This window comes from Duganella sacchari, from assembly GCF_900143065.1.
GTDB lineage: Bacteria > Pseudomonadota > Gammaproteobacteria > Burkholderiales > Burkholderiaceae_D > Rugamonas > Rugamonas sacchari.
In genome coordinates this window covers 241,868-255,942 of sequence record NZ_FRCX01000009.1, presented here as the reverse complement: position 1 = coordinate 255,942, position 14,075 = coordinate 241,868, and the positions used below count along the sequence as shown (strand labels likewise).

The following is a 14,075-nucleotide window of genomic DNA, read 5'->3' as shown; positions in this document are numbered from 1 at the left end:
GGCATCGCTACGCCACGGTGGTACTGGACGCGGACACCCGGCGCGTGATTTGGGTCTGCGAAGGGCGTAGCCGGGAGGCGATTCAGCCCTTTTTTGCCTGGTTAGGGCCAGAGCGTTGCCGGCGCATCCGGGCCGTGGCCATGGATATGAATACGGCCTTCGATTTGGAGGTCAAGCATCATTGTCGAAGGGCCAAAGTCGTCTATGACCTGTTTCACGTCATCGCCAAATATGGCCGCGAGGTGATCGACCGGGTACGGGTCGATGAGGCCAATCGGCTGCGCGACGACAAGACTGCTCGCCAGTATGTGAAGCGGGCACGTTGGCTACTGCTACGCAATCCGGGCAACGTGCCGGCCGACCAAGCACCAAAGCTGGCCGAACTACTCGCGGCAAACCAAGCTCTGATGACGGTCTACGTGATGAAGGCAAGCTTGAAAGAACTTTGGCAGCCCACCGATCCTTGGCGCTGGCGTGCTGCCTGGCGCACTTGGCAATCGATGGCTTTAAGCAGCGCCATCGAACCGCTGGTCCGCTTTGCAAAACGCCTTGCGCTGTACTGGCGGGGCATCTTGGCCCGCATGCGCTGGCCGATGCACACTGGACAGCTGGAGGGAATCAACAACCGGATTAAGGTGATGAAAAGGATGGCCTATGGCTACCGCGACTCTGATTTCTTCTTCCTGAAGATCAAAGCCGCGTTTCCCGGTAATCCGTGAAGAACCAAAAAAAAGCCCGCTGGTTAAAGCGGGCTTAAAACTATTTTCTTGGAGGAGAATAGTGGAGACAGGTGCAATTATGCTGCGTCGCGAGATATGTGTCTAATTGTTGTTTCAGATACCAGACATTAGAAATTCACATATCTTCCGGTTGACGCTGCCGTCGTGCTGCGCTAAATTGGTTAACACGTTAACGATTTCGGCAGAGAGCATGGAACAGTTCGACATTCCCGTAGCTGACCAGGGCGCGCTGGGCGCGACCTTGTGGCAAGCGCAACAGGCACGCGCCGTGGTGCTGTTGCATCCGGCCACGGCGGTCACGCAAAGCTATTACCACGCGTTTGCCGCGTACCTGAGCGGCCTGGGCCTGCATGTGCTGACCTATGACTACCGTGGCACCGGCCGTTCCATCGCCGGCCATGTGCGCGACTGCAAGGTGACCATGGCGGACTGGATGGAGCAGGACGTGGGCGCGGTCACGCAATGGGCGGCGGCGCGTTTTCCGGCGCTGCCATTGCTGGCGGTGGGGCATAGCGTGGGTGGCCATGCGATTGCGTTGTCGTCGGCGACGCCGCAGTTGCGCGCAGCGGTGATTGTGGCGGCGCATGCGGGCGTGACGCGCACCGTGCGCGGCGCCATCGAGCGTGCGCGGGTCTGGACCGTGATGCGCGTGCTGGCGCCGCTGCTGTGCCGGGTGTGCGGTTATATGCCGGGCAGCCGGCTCGGCCTGGGCGAGGATCTGCCGAGTTCCGTGATGCTGCAATGGAGCGGCTGGACCAGGCTGCCGCGCTACTTCTACGACGATCCCGCCATGGATGCAGCCGCCCGCGCCGCGCGCGTCCAGCTGCCGCTGCTGGTGCTGGGCTTTGACGATGATCCGTGGGCCAACCGCCGCGCGATTGATCTGCTCATGCGTCCGCTGGTGAATGCGCAGGTCGAGCGCCGCCAGTTCGCGCCATCGGAGGTGGGGCTGCCAGCCATCGGCCACATGGGCTTCTTCCGCAAACGCAGTGCGGCCGCGCTGTGGCCGCAGGTCGGCGACTGGCTGCTGAGGTCCGCATGAGCGCCGCGCCGCCTCGCTTTGGCTATCTGCTCAACCGTGCTTACCGCGCCTTGCAGCGCTGGGTGGAGACGCGGCCCGATGCCTGGGAGGGCATCAGTTCCGCGCAGGTGGGATTGCTGTTCTTGCTGGAGTCGCGCCGCAATGCCAGGATCGGTGAAATTGCCGAGGCGCTGCATGTGGCGCCGGCCGCCGTCACCAATCTGTCCAAGCGCATGCAGGCGTCTGGCCTGATCGAACGCGCTGGCGACCAGCATGACGGCCGCACCACGCGCTTGCAGCTGACAGCGGCTGGTGAGCAAGCCAGCCAGCAGTCGCGCCGTCTGCTGCAGGAGTTGAATGGCCATCTGAAGTCCGGCTTCACGGACGCCGAACTGGCCGTGGTGGCGCGCTGGCTGGAGCAGGCCGCCACGCTGGAGGATCAGGCTTAGTTGACCGGCACCGTGTAGTTCAGCGCCAGGCGGCCGCCGTCCACGTACAGCGTCTGGCCGGTCATGTAGCTGGCGTCGTCGCTGGCCAGGAAGGCGGCGATCGAGGCCACTTCTTCGGGTTCGCCGCAGCGCCCCATCGGCGTGCGCGACAAAATGGTGTGGCGCGATTCCGGGCTCGACATCACCGCCTGCCGCGCCAGCTCGGTCAGGATGGTGCCCGGGCCGATGCCGTTGACGCGGATGCCGTGCGACACCAGATTCAGCGACATCACCTTGGTCAGCTGGTTGATCGCGCCTTTCGACACCACGTACGGCACCTGGTTGGGGATCGCCAGCTCCGCATTCACGCTGGACATATTGATGATGGAACCGCTGTTCTGCTTGACCATTTCGCGCGCCACCGCCTGGCCGCACAGGAACATCGATTTCAGGTTGATCCGCATGACGCGGTCAAAGTCCTCCTCGCAGACGTCGAGGAAGTTGGCGGCGTGGGTGACGCCGGCATTGTTGATGAGAATGTCGATCTTGCCGAACGCGGCGAGGGTGGCGGCCACCATTGCGTTGACGTCGGCCTTCTGGCTGACATCGGCGGCAAAGAAGCGGGCATGCTCGCCCAGCTGGGCGGCGGCGTCGGCGCCCTCCGGTTTGATATCCACCAGCATGACCTTGGCGCCTTCGGCGATCATGCGCTGGGCGCAGGCCAGGCCGATGCCCTGGGTGGCGCCGGTGACGATCGCGACTTTATTCTGTAATTTCATGGGGATGTCTTTCTGAGGTGGAGATGGCAAATTTTAACAGCCCCTCCCGGCCGGGTTACAATAGAGGGTTTGCAATTTTCAATCGGGGGCCGTCGTGACTTTTATCAACAAATTATCTGCCGCGTGGACGGCCAACGACTCCCTGCTGTGCGTCGGCCTCGACCCGGATCTGGCCAAGCTGCCGGCCCAGTTCCAGAACGACCCGCAAGGCATTTACCACTTCTGCCGCGAGATCATCGACGCGACGGCCGACCTGGCCTGCTCGTTCAAGCCGCAGATCGCCTATTTTGCCGCGCTGAGCGCGGAAGACCAGCTGCAGCAGATCTGCGACTACGTGCGCGAGCATTATCCGCACATCCCGCTGATTCTCGACGCCAAGCGCGGCGACATCGGCGCCACCGCGCGCCAGTATGCGCGCGAAGCCTACGACCGCTACGGCGCGGACGCTGTGACTGTCAATCCGTACATGGGCTTTGACTCGGTCGAGCCGTACATGGAGTGGAGCGAGCGCGGCGTCATCATCCTGTGCCGCACCTCGAATGCGGGCGGTTCGGACCTGCAGTTCCTGGACGTCGGCGGCCAGCCGCTGTACCAGCACGTGGCGCGCCTGGTGGCGGAAAAGTGGAATGCCAATGGCCAGTGCGCGCTGGTGGTGGGCGCGACGTTCCCGGAAGAACTGGCGCAGGTGCGCGCGATTGTCGGCGACATGCCGCTGCTGGTGCCTGGCATCGGCGCACAGGGGGGCGACATTGCCGCCACGGTGACATCCGGCCGCACCGCGAACGGCGCCGGCATGATGATCAATTCCTCGCGCGCGATCCTGTACGCGGCGGCGCAGCCAGGTGAAGACTTCGCTGCCGCCGCGCGCCGCGTTGCAGAAGAAACCCGCAACGCCATTAACCAGTACCGCGCTTGATACCCCGCAGCCCGCATGCCGGGGTCTGACCCCGCATGGGGTCAGACCCCCTGTGGCAGGGGGTTAATGCGAGGGAGCGATCAGCTCGACGTATTCGTACAGCTCACCGAGAATGTGCTCGGCGCGCTCGTCAGCCTGCTGCTGCAGCGCGTCGATCTGTGCGAAGAAGTCGTCGATGGTGCGGGCGCCGCCTGCGCCTTCGTAGAAACGCGCGGCGCGGTGCTCTTCCCAATGCTCCATCTCGGTGTCCGACAGGGTTTCCGGGAAGTTGCGCGCGCGGTAGCGGAACAGCAATTCGGCCAGGCGGCCATCGCTGAACGATGGCGATGCCGCCGCCAGGCGTGCCGGCGGTTCGCGGCGCAGCGTGTCCAGCAGGCGGCGGTCTTCCTTGCTGACGAAGCCGTTGTACAAATCCTCATCCACATCCAGCGGCTCGCCGGCCGGCCGGTGGAACACTTGCGCCCAGATGTCGCTGAGGTCGCGGCCGCCGGCGGCAATCGCGGCGTGCGCCTTGCCTTGTTCCACATCGAGGCCCCATCTGGCCGCCATGGCGGGCGACAGCGTCTTCAGGTTGGCCACCAGCATCGGCGATTTGTTGAGGTGGATGCTTTTCACGGGCAGGCGCGTCATGCCTTCCGGCAGCGCGTCGCTGCGGGTGAAGATGCGGGTGCGGATGGTGTCGGCGTCCAGCGTGTACAGCTCGCTTGGATCGTAGGTGCAATCCCAGACGATGACTTCGTTTTTGTTGGTCGGATGCGTACCCAGCGGATAGACCAGCGCAATGCAACCGCGCTCGGCCGGGAACATGCCGGACACATGCAGGAAGGGTTGGCGCAGGTTGGCGGCCAGGTGCATGCCGATCTCGTCGGCCACGCGGTCTTTCTTGTGCAGCGCGAAGCAGAAGTCGAACAGTTTCGGCTGGTGCTGGCGGATCAGACGGGCCAGCGCGATCGTCGCGCGGACGTCGGACAGCGCATCGTGCGCGGCTTCGTGCAGCAGGCCATTGGCCTTGGCCAGGTCTTCCAGTCTGAAGCTGGGCTTGCCATCTTCCTTGGTCGGCCACTGGATGCCTTCCGGGCGCAGCGCGTAGGTCATGCGGACCACGTCCAGCAGATCCCAGCGGCCGCACTGGTTTTGCCATTCACGCGCATACGGATCGATGAGGTTGCGCCAGAACATGAAGCGGGTGATCTCATCGTCAAAGCGGATGGTGTTGTAGCCGACGCCGATGGTGCCCGGCTGCGAAAACGCTTGCTCGATGGTGGCCGCGAACTGGTGCTCCGGCACGCCCCATTCCAGGCATTGCTGTGGCGTAATGCCGGTAATCAGGCAGGATTGCGGGTCCGGCAGGAAATCATTGGCCGGCTTGCAATAAATCATGATCGGATCGCCGATCTCGTTGAGCTCGGCATCGGTGCGGATCGCGGCAAATTGCGCCGGGCGGTCACGGCGGGCGACGGCGCCAAAGGTTTCGTAATCGTGCCAGAGGAAAGTCTGATTGGTCATAGGTGCTACAGTAATTTAAAAATCTGCCGATAATTCCAGGGTCATCAATGAGGAGCACTATTATGGCTACTCCCGTATCGGTCACGTCCAGCAGCGCAGCAGCGCCGGTGCAGTCCAAGGACGACACACCCGTGTCCACCGTTGCCAAGGCTAAAGCTGAGCTCAATGCCTCTATCGTACAGGCTTCCTTGACGGTATCGCTGAATTCTTCGAACGATCCGATGTCGGTGGTGCTGAAAACCGCGCTGACCGGCATCAATGAGGCGCTCAAGAACGATTTCGGCGATAACGCCATCCAGAACGCCATGTCACAGGATAATACGCCGGAAGGCACTGCGGGCCGCATTGTATCGTTGTCCACGGCTTTTTACGAAGCCTATAAACAGCAGCACCCGGGCGACGATGAAAGCACCACGCTCAATAACTTCGTCAATACGCTGAAAAAAGGCGTGGACCAGGGCTTCAAGGAGGCGCGTGACGTGCTACAGGGCTTGCAGGTGCTGAATGGCGATATCGCCAGCAATATCGACAAGACCTACGACCTGGTGCAGAAGGGCTTTGACGATTTCATCGCCGCCCACCAGACCAAGGATGTGACGCCGGGCGAGCCCTCGGCGCCCAAAGCCAACGCGGTCTGAAGCCTACACGGCGACCCGGTTGCGGCCCTGTTCCTTGGCGCGGTAGAGCGCCGCGTCGGCCGTTGCGATCAGCTCCTGCTCGTTTTGCTGCGCCTGCAGGGCGGCGACGCCAAACGAGGCCGTGATGTGCGGCAGCGGCAGGCGCATGTCGCCAAACACCTGGGCCGAGCGCATGCGTTCGCACAGGCGCTCGGCCACGGACACGGCCACCTTGTCGCTGGTGTCGGGCAGCAGCACCATCATTTCTTCGCCACCGTAGCGCACCGCGAAATCGGTCGGCCGCAGCGCGCCGCTCAGCACATGCGCGGCGGCGCGTAGGGCTTCGTCGCCAGCCACGTGGCCGTGGCTGTCGTTGAATTTCTTGAAGTGGTCCAAATCAATCATGATCAGCGACAGCGGCGCGTTCGAGCCATGCGCGGTGGCGATCATGGTGGGCAGCAGGTCGTTGAGCCAGGCCCGGTTGTACAAGCCGGTGAGGCCATCGATCATCGACAGCTGACGGTAGAACTCGCCGAGCTTCTGGCGCCGGCGCAGCTGCGCGTTGGCGGCGCGGATGCGGAACGACAGCAGGCGCAGCAGGTTGCGCGCCAGCACATTCGATTCGTCGATGAGCTGCCAGACCAGATCGGCTTCGACCACCAGCACTTCGCTCTGTTCCAGCGCGGTGATGCTGGACAGATTGGCTTCCTCATCCAGCACCGATTGCTCGCCCACGCTTTCGCCGGGCAGGAGCTTGCTCACCGTGCCATCGGCCATGCCGGTGCGGGTGTCGCTGGCCACCGACAGTGCGCCGCGCAGCAGGATGTACAGGCGGGCGCGGTTGGATTCGGTCACGGCTTCGTCCGCTTCCAGCAGCATGATGGGGCAGTGCGCCAGCAGTCTGGCGACAGCGGCGTCATCGTCGGAATTGCGCAGCAGCTGCAAATCGCTGATCTGGTAGCTCGATGAGCCGAAGGTGCTGATCTGTTTCAAAGGATTCTTTCAGGATGCCAAGAGGCAATCAATCGTCGCATTTAATCATAGCCGAAAGGATGAGTAGCGCACAGCTTGTTGTTGCGCGAATGCGGCGAGGAATGCTTCAATACCGCCATTGCAACCCGACTGGATACAACATGGCCTATACCGACGCGCTGGGAACCGTGCATCACGCTGATCCAACTGCGCGCATCGTTTCGCTGGTGCCTTCGATCACTGAACTGCTGTGCGATCTGGGCCTGGCCGCGCAGATCGTCGGGCGCACCGGTTTCTGCATCCACCCGTGGGACACGGTGCAGCCGATACCCAAGGTGGGCGGCACCAAGGACGTCAATCTGGACAAGATCCGCCAGCTGGCGCCGACCCATGTGGTCATGAATATCGATGAAAACGAAAAGCCGACCGCCGATGCGCTGGCGGAATTCGTGCCCCATATCGTGGTTACGCATCCGCTGCGGCCGTACGACAACCTGGCTCTGGCGCGCCTGATGGGCGGCGTGTTCTGCCGCGAACAGCAGGCTGCGGACTGGTGCGCCGCGTTTGAAGCTGAATACGCACGCTTGCAGGCCGCGCCGAAAGGGCCGCCGCAGACCATGTTGTACTGCATCTGGCAAGACCCGTGGATGACGATTTCGCGCGACACCTATATCGCGCGCATGCTGGAAGAGATCGGCTGGCGCGTGCCGGACCTGGGCGCGGTGCGCTACCCGGAATTCCGCTGGTCGTCCGAACTCATCGACGGGATTGACGGGGTGCTGCTGTCGAGCGAACCGTACCGCTTTACCGAAGCCCATGCGGATGTGCTGGAACGTCAGATCGGCAAGCCGGTGCTGCTGGTGGATGGCGAGATGATGTCGTGGTATGGCAGCCGTTCGCTGCAAGGCCTGAGATATTTGCGGGAGCTGGCGCAACGCTAGGCACTGGCCCCCGCTGCGGAGTTACTCGGCTTCGTTGGCAACGGCGGCAGCCGAGGCCGAGCCTACGCCATCCGCGTGGCGTTTGCTGTCATGCAGCTTGCCGACGGCGCTATCGATCGAACGCTTGAGTTTTTCCGTGGCGCCGCTGATCGCCTGATGCAGCGTGGCGGCGTGGTCGCTGACGGCAATCGGCTGCAGGCCGGTAAGACGGGCTTCCATCAGGCAGCGGTTGTCGCCGTCGGCCGACTTCTGGCCCAGGTTATCGCTGAGATGGACTTCGACGCGGGTAATTTGCTCGCCGAAGCGTTGGAGGGCATTGCTCACGACAGACTGTACATGTTCGTCCAGACCAGTATGACGAGTGATGGTTTTGTCGGTATTAACTTGGATTTGCATAGCTTGCTCCTGTTGTTGACTGCGATTCCATCTTACTCCTTGCAAGCTTAATCGGGCGTTAATTGCTTCACTTGTCTGGATAAAACTTGATGCCGCAGGGTTTTTCTGGTGTCGCACGCAGGTTATCACCCAGCTTCATTCACAATTGAAATCCAAGAAAACATGAATATTCCTGATTTCTGTTTGTACCGCAGGCTCACTATCCTGCTGCTCTTTGCCATTGCCAGCAGTCACGCCGCTAGCGCTACTCCATTGAAAATGGAATCAGTGTCTGTGCAGACCGCTGCGCATATGTTGCTGACACCGCAGACCGTGGTGGCGACAGCTGACGATGGTATCGTAGTCGGAGGCGGTTCTTCTGCAAGCAAGGAGACCTGGGCCGTTAAATTTGACGCCGCCAACCGGCTACAGTGGCAATACACGCGGCAGGCGCCCCCAGCCGAGCGGCAGGCCGTTATTGATGGGGCCAGTCCGTCGAGCTACCACGGCGTGGCCGAGATGGCCGACGGCAGCTTCTTTTTGTGTGCGAAAAAGCCGTTTAACCGCAGCGGTCTGCCAGCAAGCATGTACCTGACGCATCTGAACCGTGACGGTCAATTGCTCGGCGAGCTGCCCATCAGTTCCAACAGCATCGCTACCGGCCGGAATTTTTTCCTAGCCGGGTGTGCCGCCTGGGGCGGTAATCTGGCTGTGCTTGCGTATGAAATGAGCTGGCCGCCCGGGCCGGTCATGGGGCTAGGGCGTCTGACTTACCTGCTGTTAGTCTTTGAACCATCTGGGGCATTGAAGTGGGAATTGCCCGTGGTTTCGTTTCAGGCTGGCACAGCGCCCGACCCCGACGGTGTGGTGTTTCAAGAGACTGGGGCTTCGCTGACGGTCTCGGCTACCGGCAATGTCTCGACTGAACTCATGCGGTTTAGCGCGTCTGGGGAAATCAGCGCGCATCGCAAGGCGGCTGGCCGTCAGTTGCTGGTCCATCGCCACGCCGGCACCACCGCGCTCAAACTGCTGGGACTTTCTATCGGGGCTGATGGCTACCAGCATACGCTCACGGTGCTGGATGACGACTTGGCCCCTGTGTCGGCGGTGAGCGCCGGTCATCCTGCGGCGTTCCTGGTGAGTTCCGTCTTTGAAAAAGCCGATCGAACGTTGCTGATGTTTGGCTCCGAGGTCAACCGCGAAGGCACGCGCCAGCGTGCGGGGATACGCCAGGTTGCCGCTTCACTCGATGCTGAATTGCCCTTGGCTACTGGGTTCGCCCAGTTCAAGGATCCTCTCTCCATCGTCACCGCCACCCTTCGTCGAAATGGTGAAGCGTTTGCATACGTCACCGCCGCAGAACCTCGTGATCCAGGCGTCGTTGTGAATTTTATTAAATGAGCAAAGGTCAGAACGCTGGCGTGCGTTAGCAATGTGGCGGTACCGCGCGGCCATCGCACAGTGCAGCGGTGTCAGCCGTTAATCAGCGATGCAGCGATATTGATGGAAAGCCCCAGGATGGCCAGGTTGTAGAAGAAGCACAGCACAGACTGGCCCAGCACCACCTTACGCATGCGGCGGCTGCGCACGGTAACGTCGGAGGTTTGCACCGCCACCGAGATCGTGAACGAGAAGTACAGGAAGTCCCAGTAGTTCGGCAGCAGCTGGTCTTCCTGGAAGCCCAGCGGTTTGTCGGCAGTTTCTTCCATGTAGTACAGGTGGGCGTAGTGCGAGCAGAACATCACGCCGACCATGAACCACGAGCCGGTCAGCGTCAGCACGGCCAGCGCGTAGCGCCATGCCAGCTCGGCCTCCGGCAGGTTCTTGATGGTGGCCAGTTGCGAGATGATGGCCACCAGGCTCAAGAGCACGGCCAGCGACAGCGTGGCCAGGATCACGGGGCCTTTTTCATCCTGGCGGCAGGCGGCGCGTTTGATGTCGTGGTGGTCGGCCTGCGTCATCATCCACAGCATCATGGCCAGATAGCTCCAGACCAGGATATCCCAGGAAACCAGCAGCCTGCTCAGCCATGGCCAGGCGTCCGGCAGCAGTGGCGCGGCGACGGCACCGAGCACGATGGCCAGGCTCAGGTGAGGGCGGCTGTGGATGATGGACGGCAGTGGCAGGTGCATACTCATTTTTTGTCTTCGTGCGGGAAACGGTCCATACGCGACAGTACCGGGAACAGCACGGCCCAGGCGCCCGTTACGGCCAGGGTGGCCGCGCCGCCGAACAGCACGGCGCGTGTCAGGCCCAGCCAGCCGGCGGTGATGCCCGATTCAAATTCGCCGAGTTCGTTGGACGCGCCGATGAACACGGAGTTGACGGCGCTGACGCGGCCGCGGATTTCATCCGGCGTTTCATATTGCACCAGCAGGTGGCGCACGTAGACACTAATCATGTCGCCGGCGCCCATCAGGAACAGGGCGGCCAGCGCGATATAGAAGCTGGTGGTGGCGCCCAGCACGATGGTGCACACGCCAAACACCGCCACGCCGCCCAGCATCCATACGCCGACGCGGCGCGTGATGGGGAAGAAGGCCAGCACGATGGAGCACAGTGCGGCGCCGATGCCCGGCATGGTGCGCAGCATGCCCAGGCCGCCGGGGCCGATGTGCAGCACGTCGTGCGCGAGCGCGGGCAGCAGCGCGGTGGCGCCGCCAAACAGCACGGCAAACAGGTCCAGCGAAATGGCGCCCAGCACCACTTTCTTCGACCACACGAAGCGCAGCCCTTCCAGCACCGTATGCCAGGAAGCGGGACCGCTGGCGCTGGCCTGCTTGACCGACTTGACCATGGACATCATCACCACGGACAGCACCAGCAGCACGGAGGAAATCATATAGACCGTTTTCGGCCCGGCCAGGTAGAACAGGCCGCCCAGCGTCGGCCCCAGGATCACGGCGACGTGGAAGCTGGAAGAGCTCAGCGCCACCGCCTTGCTGAAGCTTTCCTGCGGCACCAGGTTGACCAGGATGGCTTGCGTGGCCGGCCCCATGAAGGCGCGCGCGCTGCCGTACAGCACCAGCACGGCAAATACGGGCCACACGGCGCTCAGGCCGGTGTAGGTGAAGCCCAGCAGCATCAGGCCGCACAGCAGCTGGGCGCCGAGCGCCAGCGCGATCAGGTTGCGGCGGTCGTAGCGGTCGGCCGCGTGGCCGGCAATCAGGATCAACAGCAGGAAGGGCAGGAACTGCGCCAGGCCGATCAGGCCGAGGTCGAACAGATTGTGGGTCAGCGAATACACTTGCCAGCCGATGGCGACGTTCTGCATTTGCACGGCCAGCGTGGCCAGGGTACGGGCGGAGAGGTAAAGCGTGAAGTTACGGTGGCGCAGAACGCTGAAACCGTTGTGGGAAGTGCTGTCGGACATTAGTGCTTTCAGGGAGCAGAGCCTGGGGACTCTGCATCCCCGAAGGCCCCGCTGTTGGGGGGGATGCTTATTTGTTGATGTCGGCCTCGGTGGTGAAGGCGTCCGCGTAGAACTCTTCCTCCGGCAGGCCGCACTGGGCGGCAAAGTCTTTTTTCGCCGAGTCCACCATGATCGGCGCACCGCAGGCGTAGACCTGGTGGCCGGACAGGTCCGGCAAATCGGCCATCACGGCCTGGTGCACAAAGCCGGTACGGCCGGCCCAGTGGTCTTCCGGCAGCAGGTTGGACAGCACCGGCACATACTTGAAGTTCGGCATCTGCATCGCCCATTCGCGGCACAGCGCGTCCATGTACAGGTCCTGCGGGCGGCGGCCGCCCCAGTACAAGGTCATCTGGCGCTGCGAGCCTTGCGCGCGCAGGTGCTCGACGATGGCCTTGATCGGCGCGAAGCCGGTGCCGGAAGCCAGCAGCACCATCGGCTTGTCGCTGTCCTCGCGCACGAAGAAGGTGCCCATCGGGCCTTCAAAGCGCAGGATGTCGCGTTCCTTCAGCGTGCTGAACACCTGATCGGTGAACAGGCCGCCCGGCATGTGGCGGATGTGCAGGCTCAGCGGCTGGTCCTGCTCCGGCGGCGACGCCAGGCTGTAGCTGCGGCGCTTGCCGTCGCGCAGCATGAATTCGATGTACTGGCCGGCGCGGAACTTCAGCGTTTCATTGGCCGGCAGTTGCAGCGTCATGATGATGACGTCCGACGCCACTTTCTCCAGCGTCGACACGCGCGACGGCATTTTGCGGATCGGGTAGTCGTCGCTGCCCGCCACTTCGCGCGCTTCGATCACCAGGTCGCCTTGCGGCACGGCGCAGCAGAACAGCGAGACGCCTTTGGCCGCCTCATCGGCCGGCAGCGCGCGTTCCTGGTGCGGTTTGTGGACGACGCTGCCTTCCAGCACCTTGCCCTTGCAAGAGCTGCAGGCGCCGTTTTTACAGCCGTAAGGCAGGCCGATGCCGGCGCGCATGGCCGCCGCCAGGATGGTTTCGTCGTCCTCGCAAGCGAATTGGTGGCCGCTGGGCTGTACAGTTATTTGAAACGTCATACAATCTTTCGAATATGAAAAAACTCAATGTGCACAAATTCAATCGGCCGCGCCTGCTGATTGTGGGTTGCGGTGACGTGGGCATGCGGCTGTTGCCGCTGTTGACCCCGTATTTCCGCGTGTTTGCCACCACCAGCCAGCAGCAACGCTGCGCCGAATTGCGCGCCGCCGGCGCGGTGCCGCTGGTGGCCAATCTGGACCATCCCGCCAGCCTGCGCCGTCTGGCCGGGCTGGCGCCGTGGGTGGTGCATCTGGCGCCGCCGCCTGCCGAAGGCGTACTGGACCGCCGCACGCGCAATTTGACCGCCATTTTACCCGAGCGGGGACGCCTGGTTTACATCAGTACCACCGGCGTCTACGGCGATTGTGGCGGCGCCCTCTTTGATGAGAGCCGCACGGTAGCGCCGCGCAATCCACGCGCGCTGCGCCGGGTCGATGCGGAACGCGTGCTGCGCGGCTGGGCGCGGCGTAGCGGGGCGGCGTTGTCGATCCTGCGCGTGCCCGGCATTTATGCGGCCGACCGCCTGCCGATCAAGCGCCTGGAGCAGGGCACGCCAGCGCTGACGGCGGCCGAGGACGTCTACACCAACCATATTCATGCCGATGACCTGGCGGCCATCATTGCGCATGCCTTGTTTTGTGCGCTACCTAACCGTATCTATCATGCAGTAGATGACAGCGATATCAAGATGGCCGATTATTTCGATGCCGTGGCAGACGCTTACAAGCTGCCGCGTCCGCCGCGTTTGCCGCGTGCGGAATTGCAACAAGTGGTGACGCCGGCGCTGTTGTCGTTCATGTCGGAATCGCGCCGTTTGCAAAATAGCCGCATCAAGCGCGAACTCGGCGTGCGATTGCGCTATCCAACGGTAGGTGACACGCTGCGGACTTTGTAAAGATATGTAAAGAATCAACAGAAGTTAAGCCTTTGCAAGTCCGGCGTCAGTTTTCTGTGACAAACTTATAAGATGGCCTGCATGATGCATATCAAGCAAGTCATCGCATGATAAGATATTGTTAGCCATCTTCCATGAAGGAGAGCGTGCATGGTAGCCAGTCTGCAGCCGACCAAGGAGCAAGTCCGCGCCTACATGCACCAGCGTCAGCGTGAGTTTTGCCGCTGTCCGCCGCCGCTGCCGGAAGAGATCCGCCGCCAGTTGGGCTGGCACTACAGCGCCGACAATTCTGATCATTTCTCCACCGTAACGTTGTTTCTCCCAGGCACGATCGCCCAACTGGCCACCTTGCTGGCCGTTGAATGGTGTTTCCTTGCCGCCGGCGTGCGCCGTCCAAACTGATCTTTACATAGTTTAA

General features: G+C 62.3%; 16 protein-coding genes. 9 read left to right on the top strand and 7 right to left on the bottom strand.

What is annotated here, in order from left to right; all coding sequences use genetic code 11:
- From BUA36_RS21225 to BUA36_RS21215, 3 genes are all read left to right on the top strand, one after another.
- The coding region (locus tag BUA36_RS21225; protein WP_139260653.1) for an ISL3 family transposase at nt 1-719 on the top strand (719 nt) is incomplete at its 5' end.
- A gap of 211 nt (nt 720-930) precedes the next feature.
- Complete coding sequence (locus tag BUA36_RS21220; RefSeq protein WP_072787315.1) at nt 931-1,782, top strand: alpha/beta hydrolase family protein; 852 nt, start codon at nt 931-933, stop codon at nt 1,780-1,782.
- On the top strand, nt 1,779-2,210 hold the full coding sequence (locus BUA36_RS21215; protein WP_072787314.1) for a MarR family winged helix-turn-helix transcriptional regulator: 432 nt from the start codon (nt 1,779-1,781) through the stop codon (nt 2,208-2,210). Before BUA36_RS21220 ends, BUA36_RS21215 begins: the two co-directional genes overlap by 4 nt.
- Here the strand turns inward: BUA36_RS21215 and BUA36_RS21210 are convergent.
- Nucleotides 2,207-2,968 carry an SDR family NAD(P)-dependent oxidoreductase gene (locus tag BUA36_RS21210; RefSeq protein WP_072787313.1) on the bottom strand — a complete coding sequence of 254 codons (762 nt, stop codon included), beginning with the start codon at nt 2,966-2,968 and terminating at the stop codon, nt 2,207-2,209. The genes BUA36_RS21215 and BUA36_RS21210 overlap by 4 nt on opposite strands.
- Nucleotides 2,969-3,062: 94 nt before the next feature.
- Between BUA36_RS21210 and pyrF the strand changes: the two genes are divergently transcribed.
- A complete protein-coding gene (gene pyrF / locus BUA36_RS21205) occupies nt 3,063-3,884 on the top strand; it encodes an orotidine-5'-phosphate decarboxylase (protein WP_072787312.1) in 822 nt (273 codons plus the stop codon).
- 63 nt (nt 3,885-3,947) lie between these two features.
- On the opposite strand, the gene sbcB is transcribed toward pyrF, so the two are convergent.
- Complete coding sequence (gene sbcB / locus BUA36_RS21200; protein ID WP_072787311.1) at nt 3,948-5,390, bottom strand: exodeoxyribonuclease I; 1,443 nt, start codon at nt 5,388-5,390, stop codon at nt 3,948-3,950.
- A gap of 62 nt (nt 5,391-5,452) precedes the next feature.
- Here sbcB and BUA36_RS21195 point away from each other — a divergent pair, with 62 nt between their 5' ends.
- Nucleotides 5,453-6,028: a DUF5610 domain-containing protein gene (locus BUA36_RS21195; RefSeq protein ID WP_072787310.1), complete on the top strand. Its 576-nt coding sequence runs from the start codon at nt 5,453-5,455 to the stop codon at nt 6,026-6,028.
- 3 nt (nt 6,029-6,031) lie between these two features.
- Here the strand turns inward: BUA36_RS21195 and BUA36_RS21190 are convergent, their stop codons facing one another.
- A complete protein-coding gene (locus tag BUA36_RS21190; protein ID WP_072787309.1) occupies nt 6,032-7,000 on the bottom strand; it encodes a GGDEF domain-containing protein in 969 nt (322 codons plus the stop codon).
- Between the two features lie 140 nt (nt 7,001-7,140).
- On the opposite strand from BUA36_RS21190, the gene BUA36_RS21185 reads away from it, so the two are divergent.
- Nucleotides 7,141-7,920: a helical backbone metal receptor gene (locus tag BUA36_RS21185; RefSeq protein WP_072787308.1), complete on the top strand. Its 780-nt coding sequence runs from the start codon at nt 7,141-7,143 to the stop codon at nt 7,918-7,920.
- Nucleotides 7,921-7,941: 21 nt separating this feature from the next.
- Here the strand turns inward: BUA36_RS21185 and BUA36_RS21180 are convergent, their stop codons facing one another.
- Nucleotides 7,942-8,316, bottom strand: a complete 375-nt coding sequence (locus BUA36_RS21180; protein WP_072787307.1) for an HPF/RaiA family ribosome-associated protein — start codon at nt 8,314-8,316, stop codon at nt 7,942-7,944.
- Nucleotides 8,317-8,478: 162 nt separating this feature from the next.
- Here BUA36_RS21180 and BUA36_RS21175 point away from each other — a divergent pair, with 162 nt between their 5' ends.
- Nucleotides 8,479-9,696, top strand: coding sequence for a hypothetical protein (locus BUA36_RS21175; RefSeq protein ID WP_072787306.1), 1,218 nt, complete (start codon nt 8,479-8,481; stop codon nt 9,694-9,696).
- A gap of 71 nt (nt 9,697-9,767) precedes the next feature.
- Here the strand turns inward: BUA36_RS21175 and BUA36_RS21170 are convergent, their stop codons facing one another.
- The 3 genes from BUA36_RS21170 to BUA36_RS21160 all read right to left on the bottom strand — a co-directional run bounded on the left by BUA36_RS21170 (nt 9,768) and on the right by BUA36_RS21160 (nt 12,761).
- Nucleotides 9,768-10,433 (bottom strand): DUF1345 domain-containing protein, encoded by a 666-nt coding sequence (locus tag BUA36_RS21170; protein ID WP_072787305.1) that lies wholly within the window; start codon nt 10,431-10,433, stop codon nt 9,768-9,770.
- Nucleotides 10,430-11,668 carry an MFS transporter gene (locus tag BUA36_RS21165; protein WP_072787304.1) on the bottom strand — a complete coding sequence of 413 codons (1,239 nt, stop codon included), beginning with the start codon at nt 11,666-11,668 and terminating at the stop codon, nt 10,430-10,432. Before BUA36_RS21165 ends, BUA36_RS21170 begins: the two co-directional genes overlap by 4 nt.
- A 67-nt stretch (nt 11,669-11,735) precedes the next feature.
- On the bottom strand, nt 11,736-12,761 hold the full coding sequence (locus BUA36_RS21160) for a CDP-6-deoxy-delta-3,4-glucoseen reductase (protein ID WP_072787303.1): 1,026 nt from the start codon (nt 12,759-12,761) through the stop codon (nt 11,736-11,738).
- A 14-nt stretch (nt 12,762-12,775) separates the two neighbouring features.
- On the opposite strand from BUA36_RS21160, the gene BUA36_RS21155 reads away from it, so the two are divergent.
- A complete protein-coding gene (locus BUA36_RS21155) occupies nt 12,776-13,657 on the top strand; it encodes an SDR family oxidoreductase (RefSeq protein WP_072787302.1) in 882 nt (293 codons plus the stop codon).
- A 150-nt stretch (nt 13,658-13,807) separates the two neighbouring features.
- Complete coding sequence (locus tag BUA36_RS21150) at nt 13,808-14,059, top strand: hypothetical protein (RefSeq protein WP_072787301.1); 252 nt, start codon at nt 13,808-13,810, stop codon at nt 14,057-14,059.
- The last annotated feature ends 16 nt before the right edge of the window (nt 14,060-14,075 follow it).

What these genes read in the sequence shown, in the direction of transcription:
- BUA36_RS21180 (WP_072787307.1), bottom strand. Translation starts at nt 8,316, where the DNA reads ATGCAAATCCAAGTTAATACCGACAAAACCATCACTCGTCATACTGGT.
- BUA36_RS21160 (WP_072787303.1), bottom strand. Translation starts at nt 12,761, where the DNA reads ATGACGTTTCAAATAACTGTACAGCCCAGCGGCCACCAATTCGCTTGC.
- sbcB (WP_072787311.1), bottom strand. Translation starts at nt 5,390, where the DNA reads ATGACCAATCAGACTTTCCTCTGGCACGATTACGAAACCTTTGGCGCC.
- BUA36_RS21150 (WP_072787301.1), top strand. Translation starts at nt 13,808, where the DNA reads ATGGTAGCCAGTCTGCAGCCGACCAAGGAGCAAGTCCGCGCCTACATG.
- BUA36_RS21220 (WP_072787315.1), top strand. Translation starts at nt 931, where the DNA reads ATGGAACAGTTCGACATTCCCGTAGCTGACCAGGGCGCGCTGGGCGCG.
- BUA36_RS21170 (WP_072787305.1), bottom strand. Translation starts at nt 10,433, where the DNA reads ATGAGTATGCACCTGCCACTGCCGTCCATCATCCACAGCCGCCCTCAC.
- BUA36_RS21195 (WP_072787310.1), top strand. Translation starts at nt 5,453, where the DNA reads ATGGCTACTCCCGTATCGGTCACGTCCAGCAGCGCAGCAGCGCCGGTG.
- BUA36_RS21155 (WP_072787302.1), top strand. Translation starts at nt 12,776, where the DNA reads ATGAAAAAACTCAATGTGCACAAATTCAATCGGCCGCGCCTGCTGATT.
- BUA36_RS21210 (WP_072787313.1), bottom strand. Translation starts at nt 2,968, where the DNA reads ATGAAATTACAGAATAAAGTCGCGATCGTCACCGGCGCCACCCAGGGC.
- BUA36_RS21165 (WP_072787304.1), bottom strand. Translation starts at nt 11,668, where the DNA reads ATGTCCGACAGCACTTCCCACAACGGTTTCAGCGTTCTGCGCCACCGT.
- BUA36_RS21185 (WP_072787308.1), top strand. Translation starts at nt 7,141, where the DNA reads ATGGCCTATACCGACGCGCTGGGAACCGTGCATCACGCTGATCCAACT.
- BUA36_RS21215 (WP_072787314.1), top strand. Translation starts at nt 1,779, where the DNA reads ATGAGCGCCGCGCCGCCTCGCTTTGGCTATCTGCTCAACCGTGCTTAC.
- BUA36_RS21175 (WP_072787306.1), top strand. Translation starts at nt 8,479, where the DNA reads ATGAATATTCCTGATTTCTGTTTGTACCGCAGGCTCACTATCCTGCTG.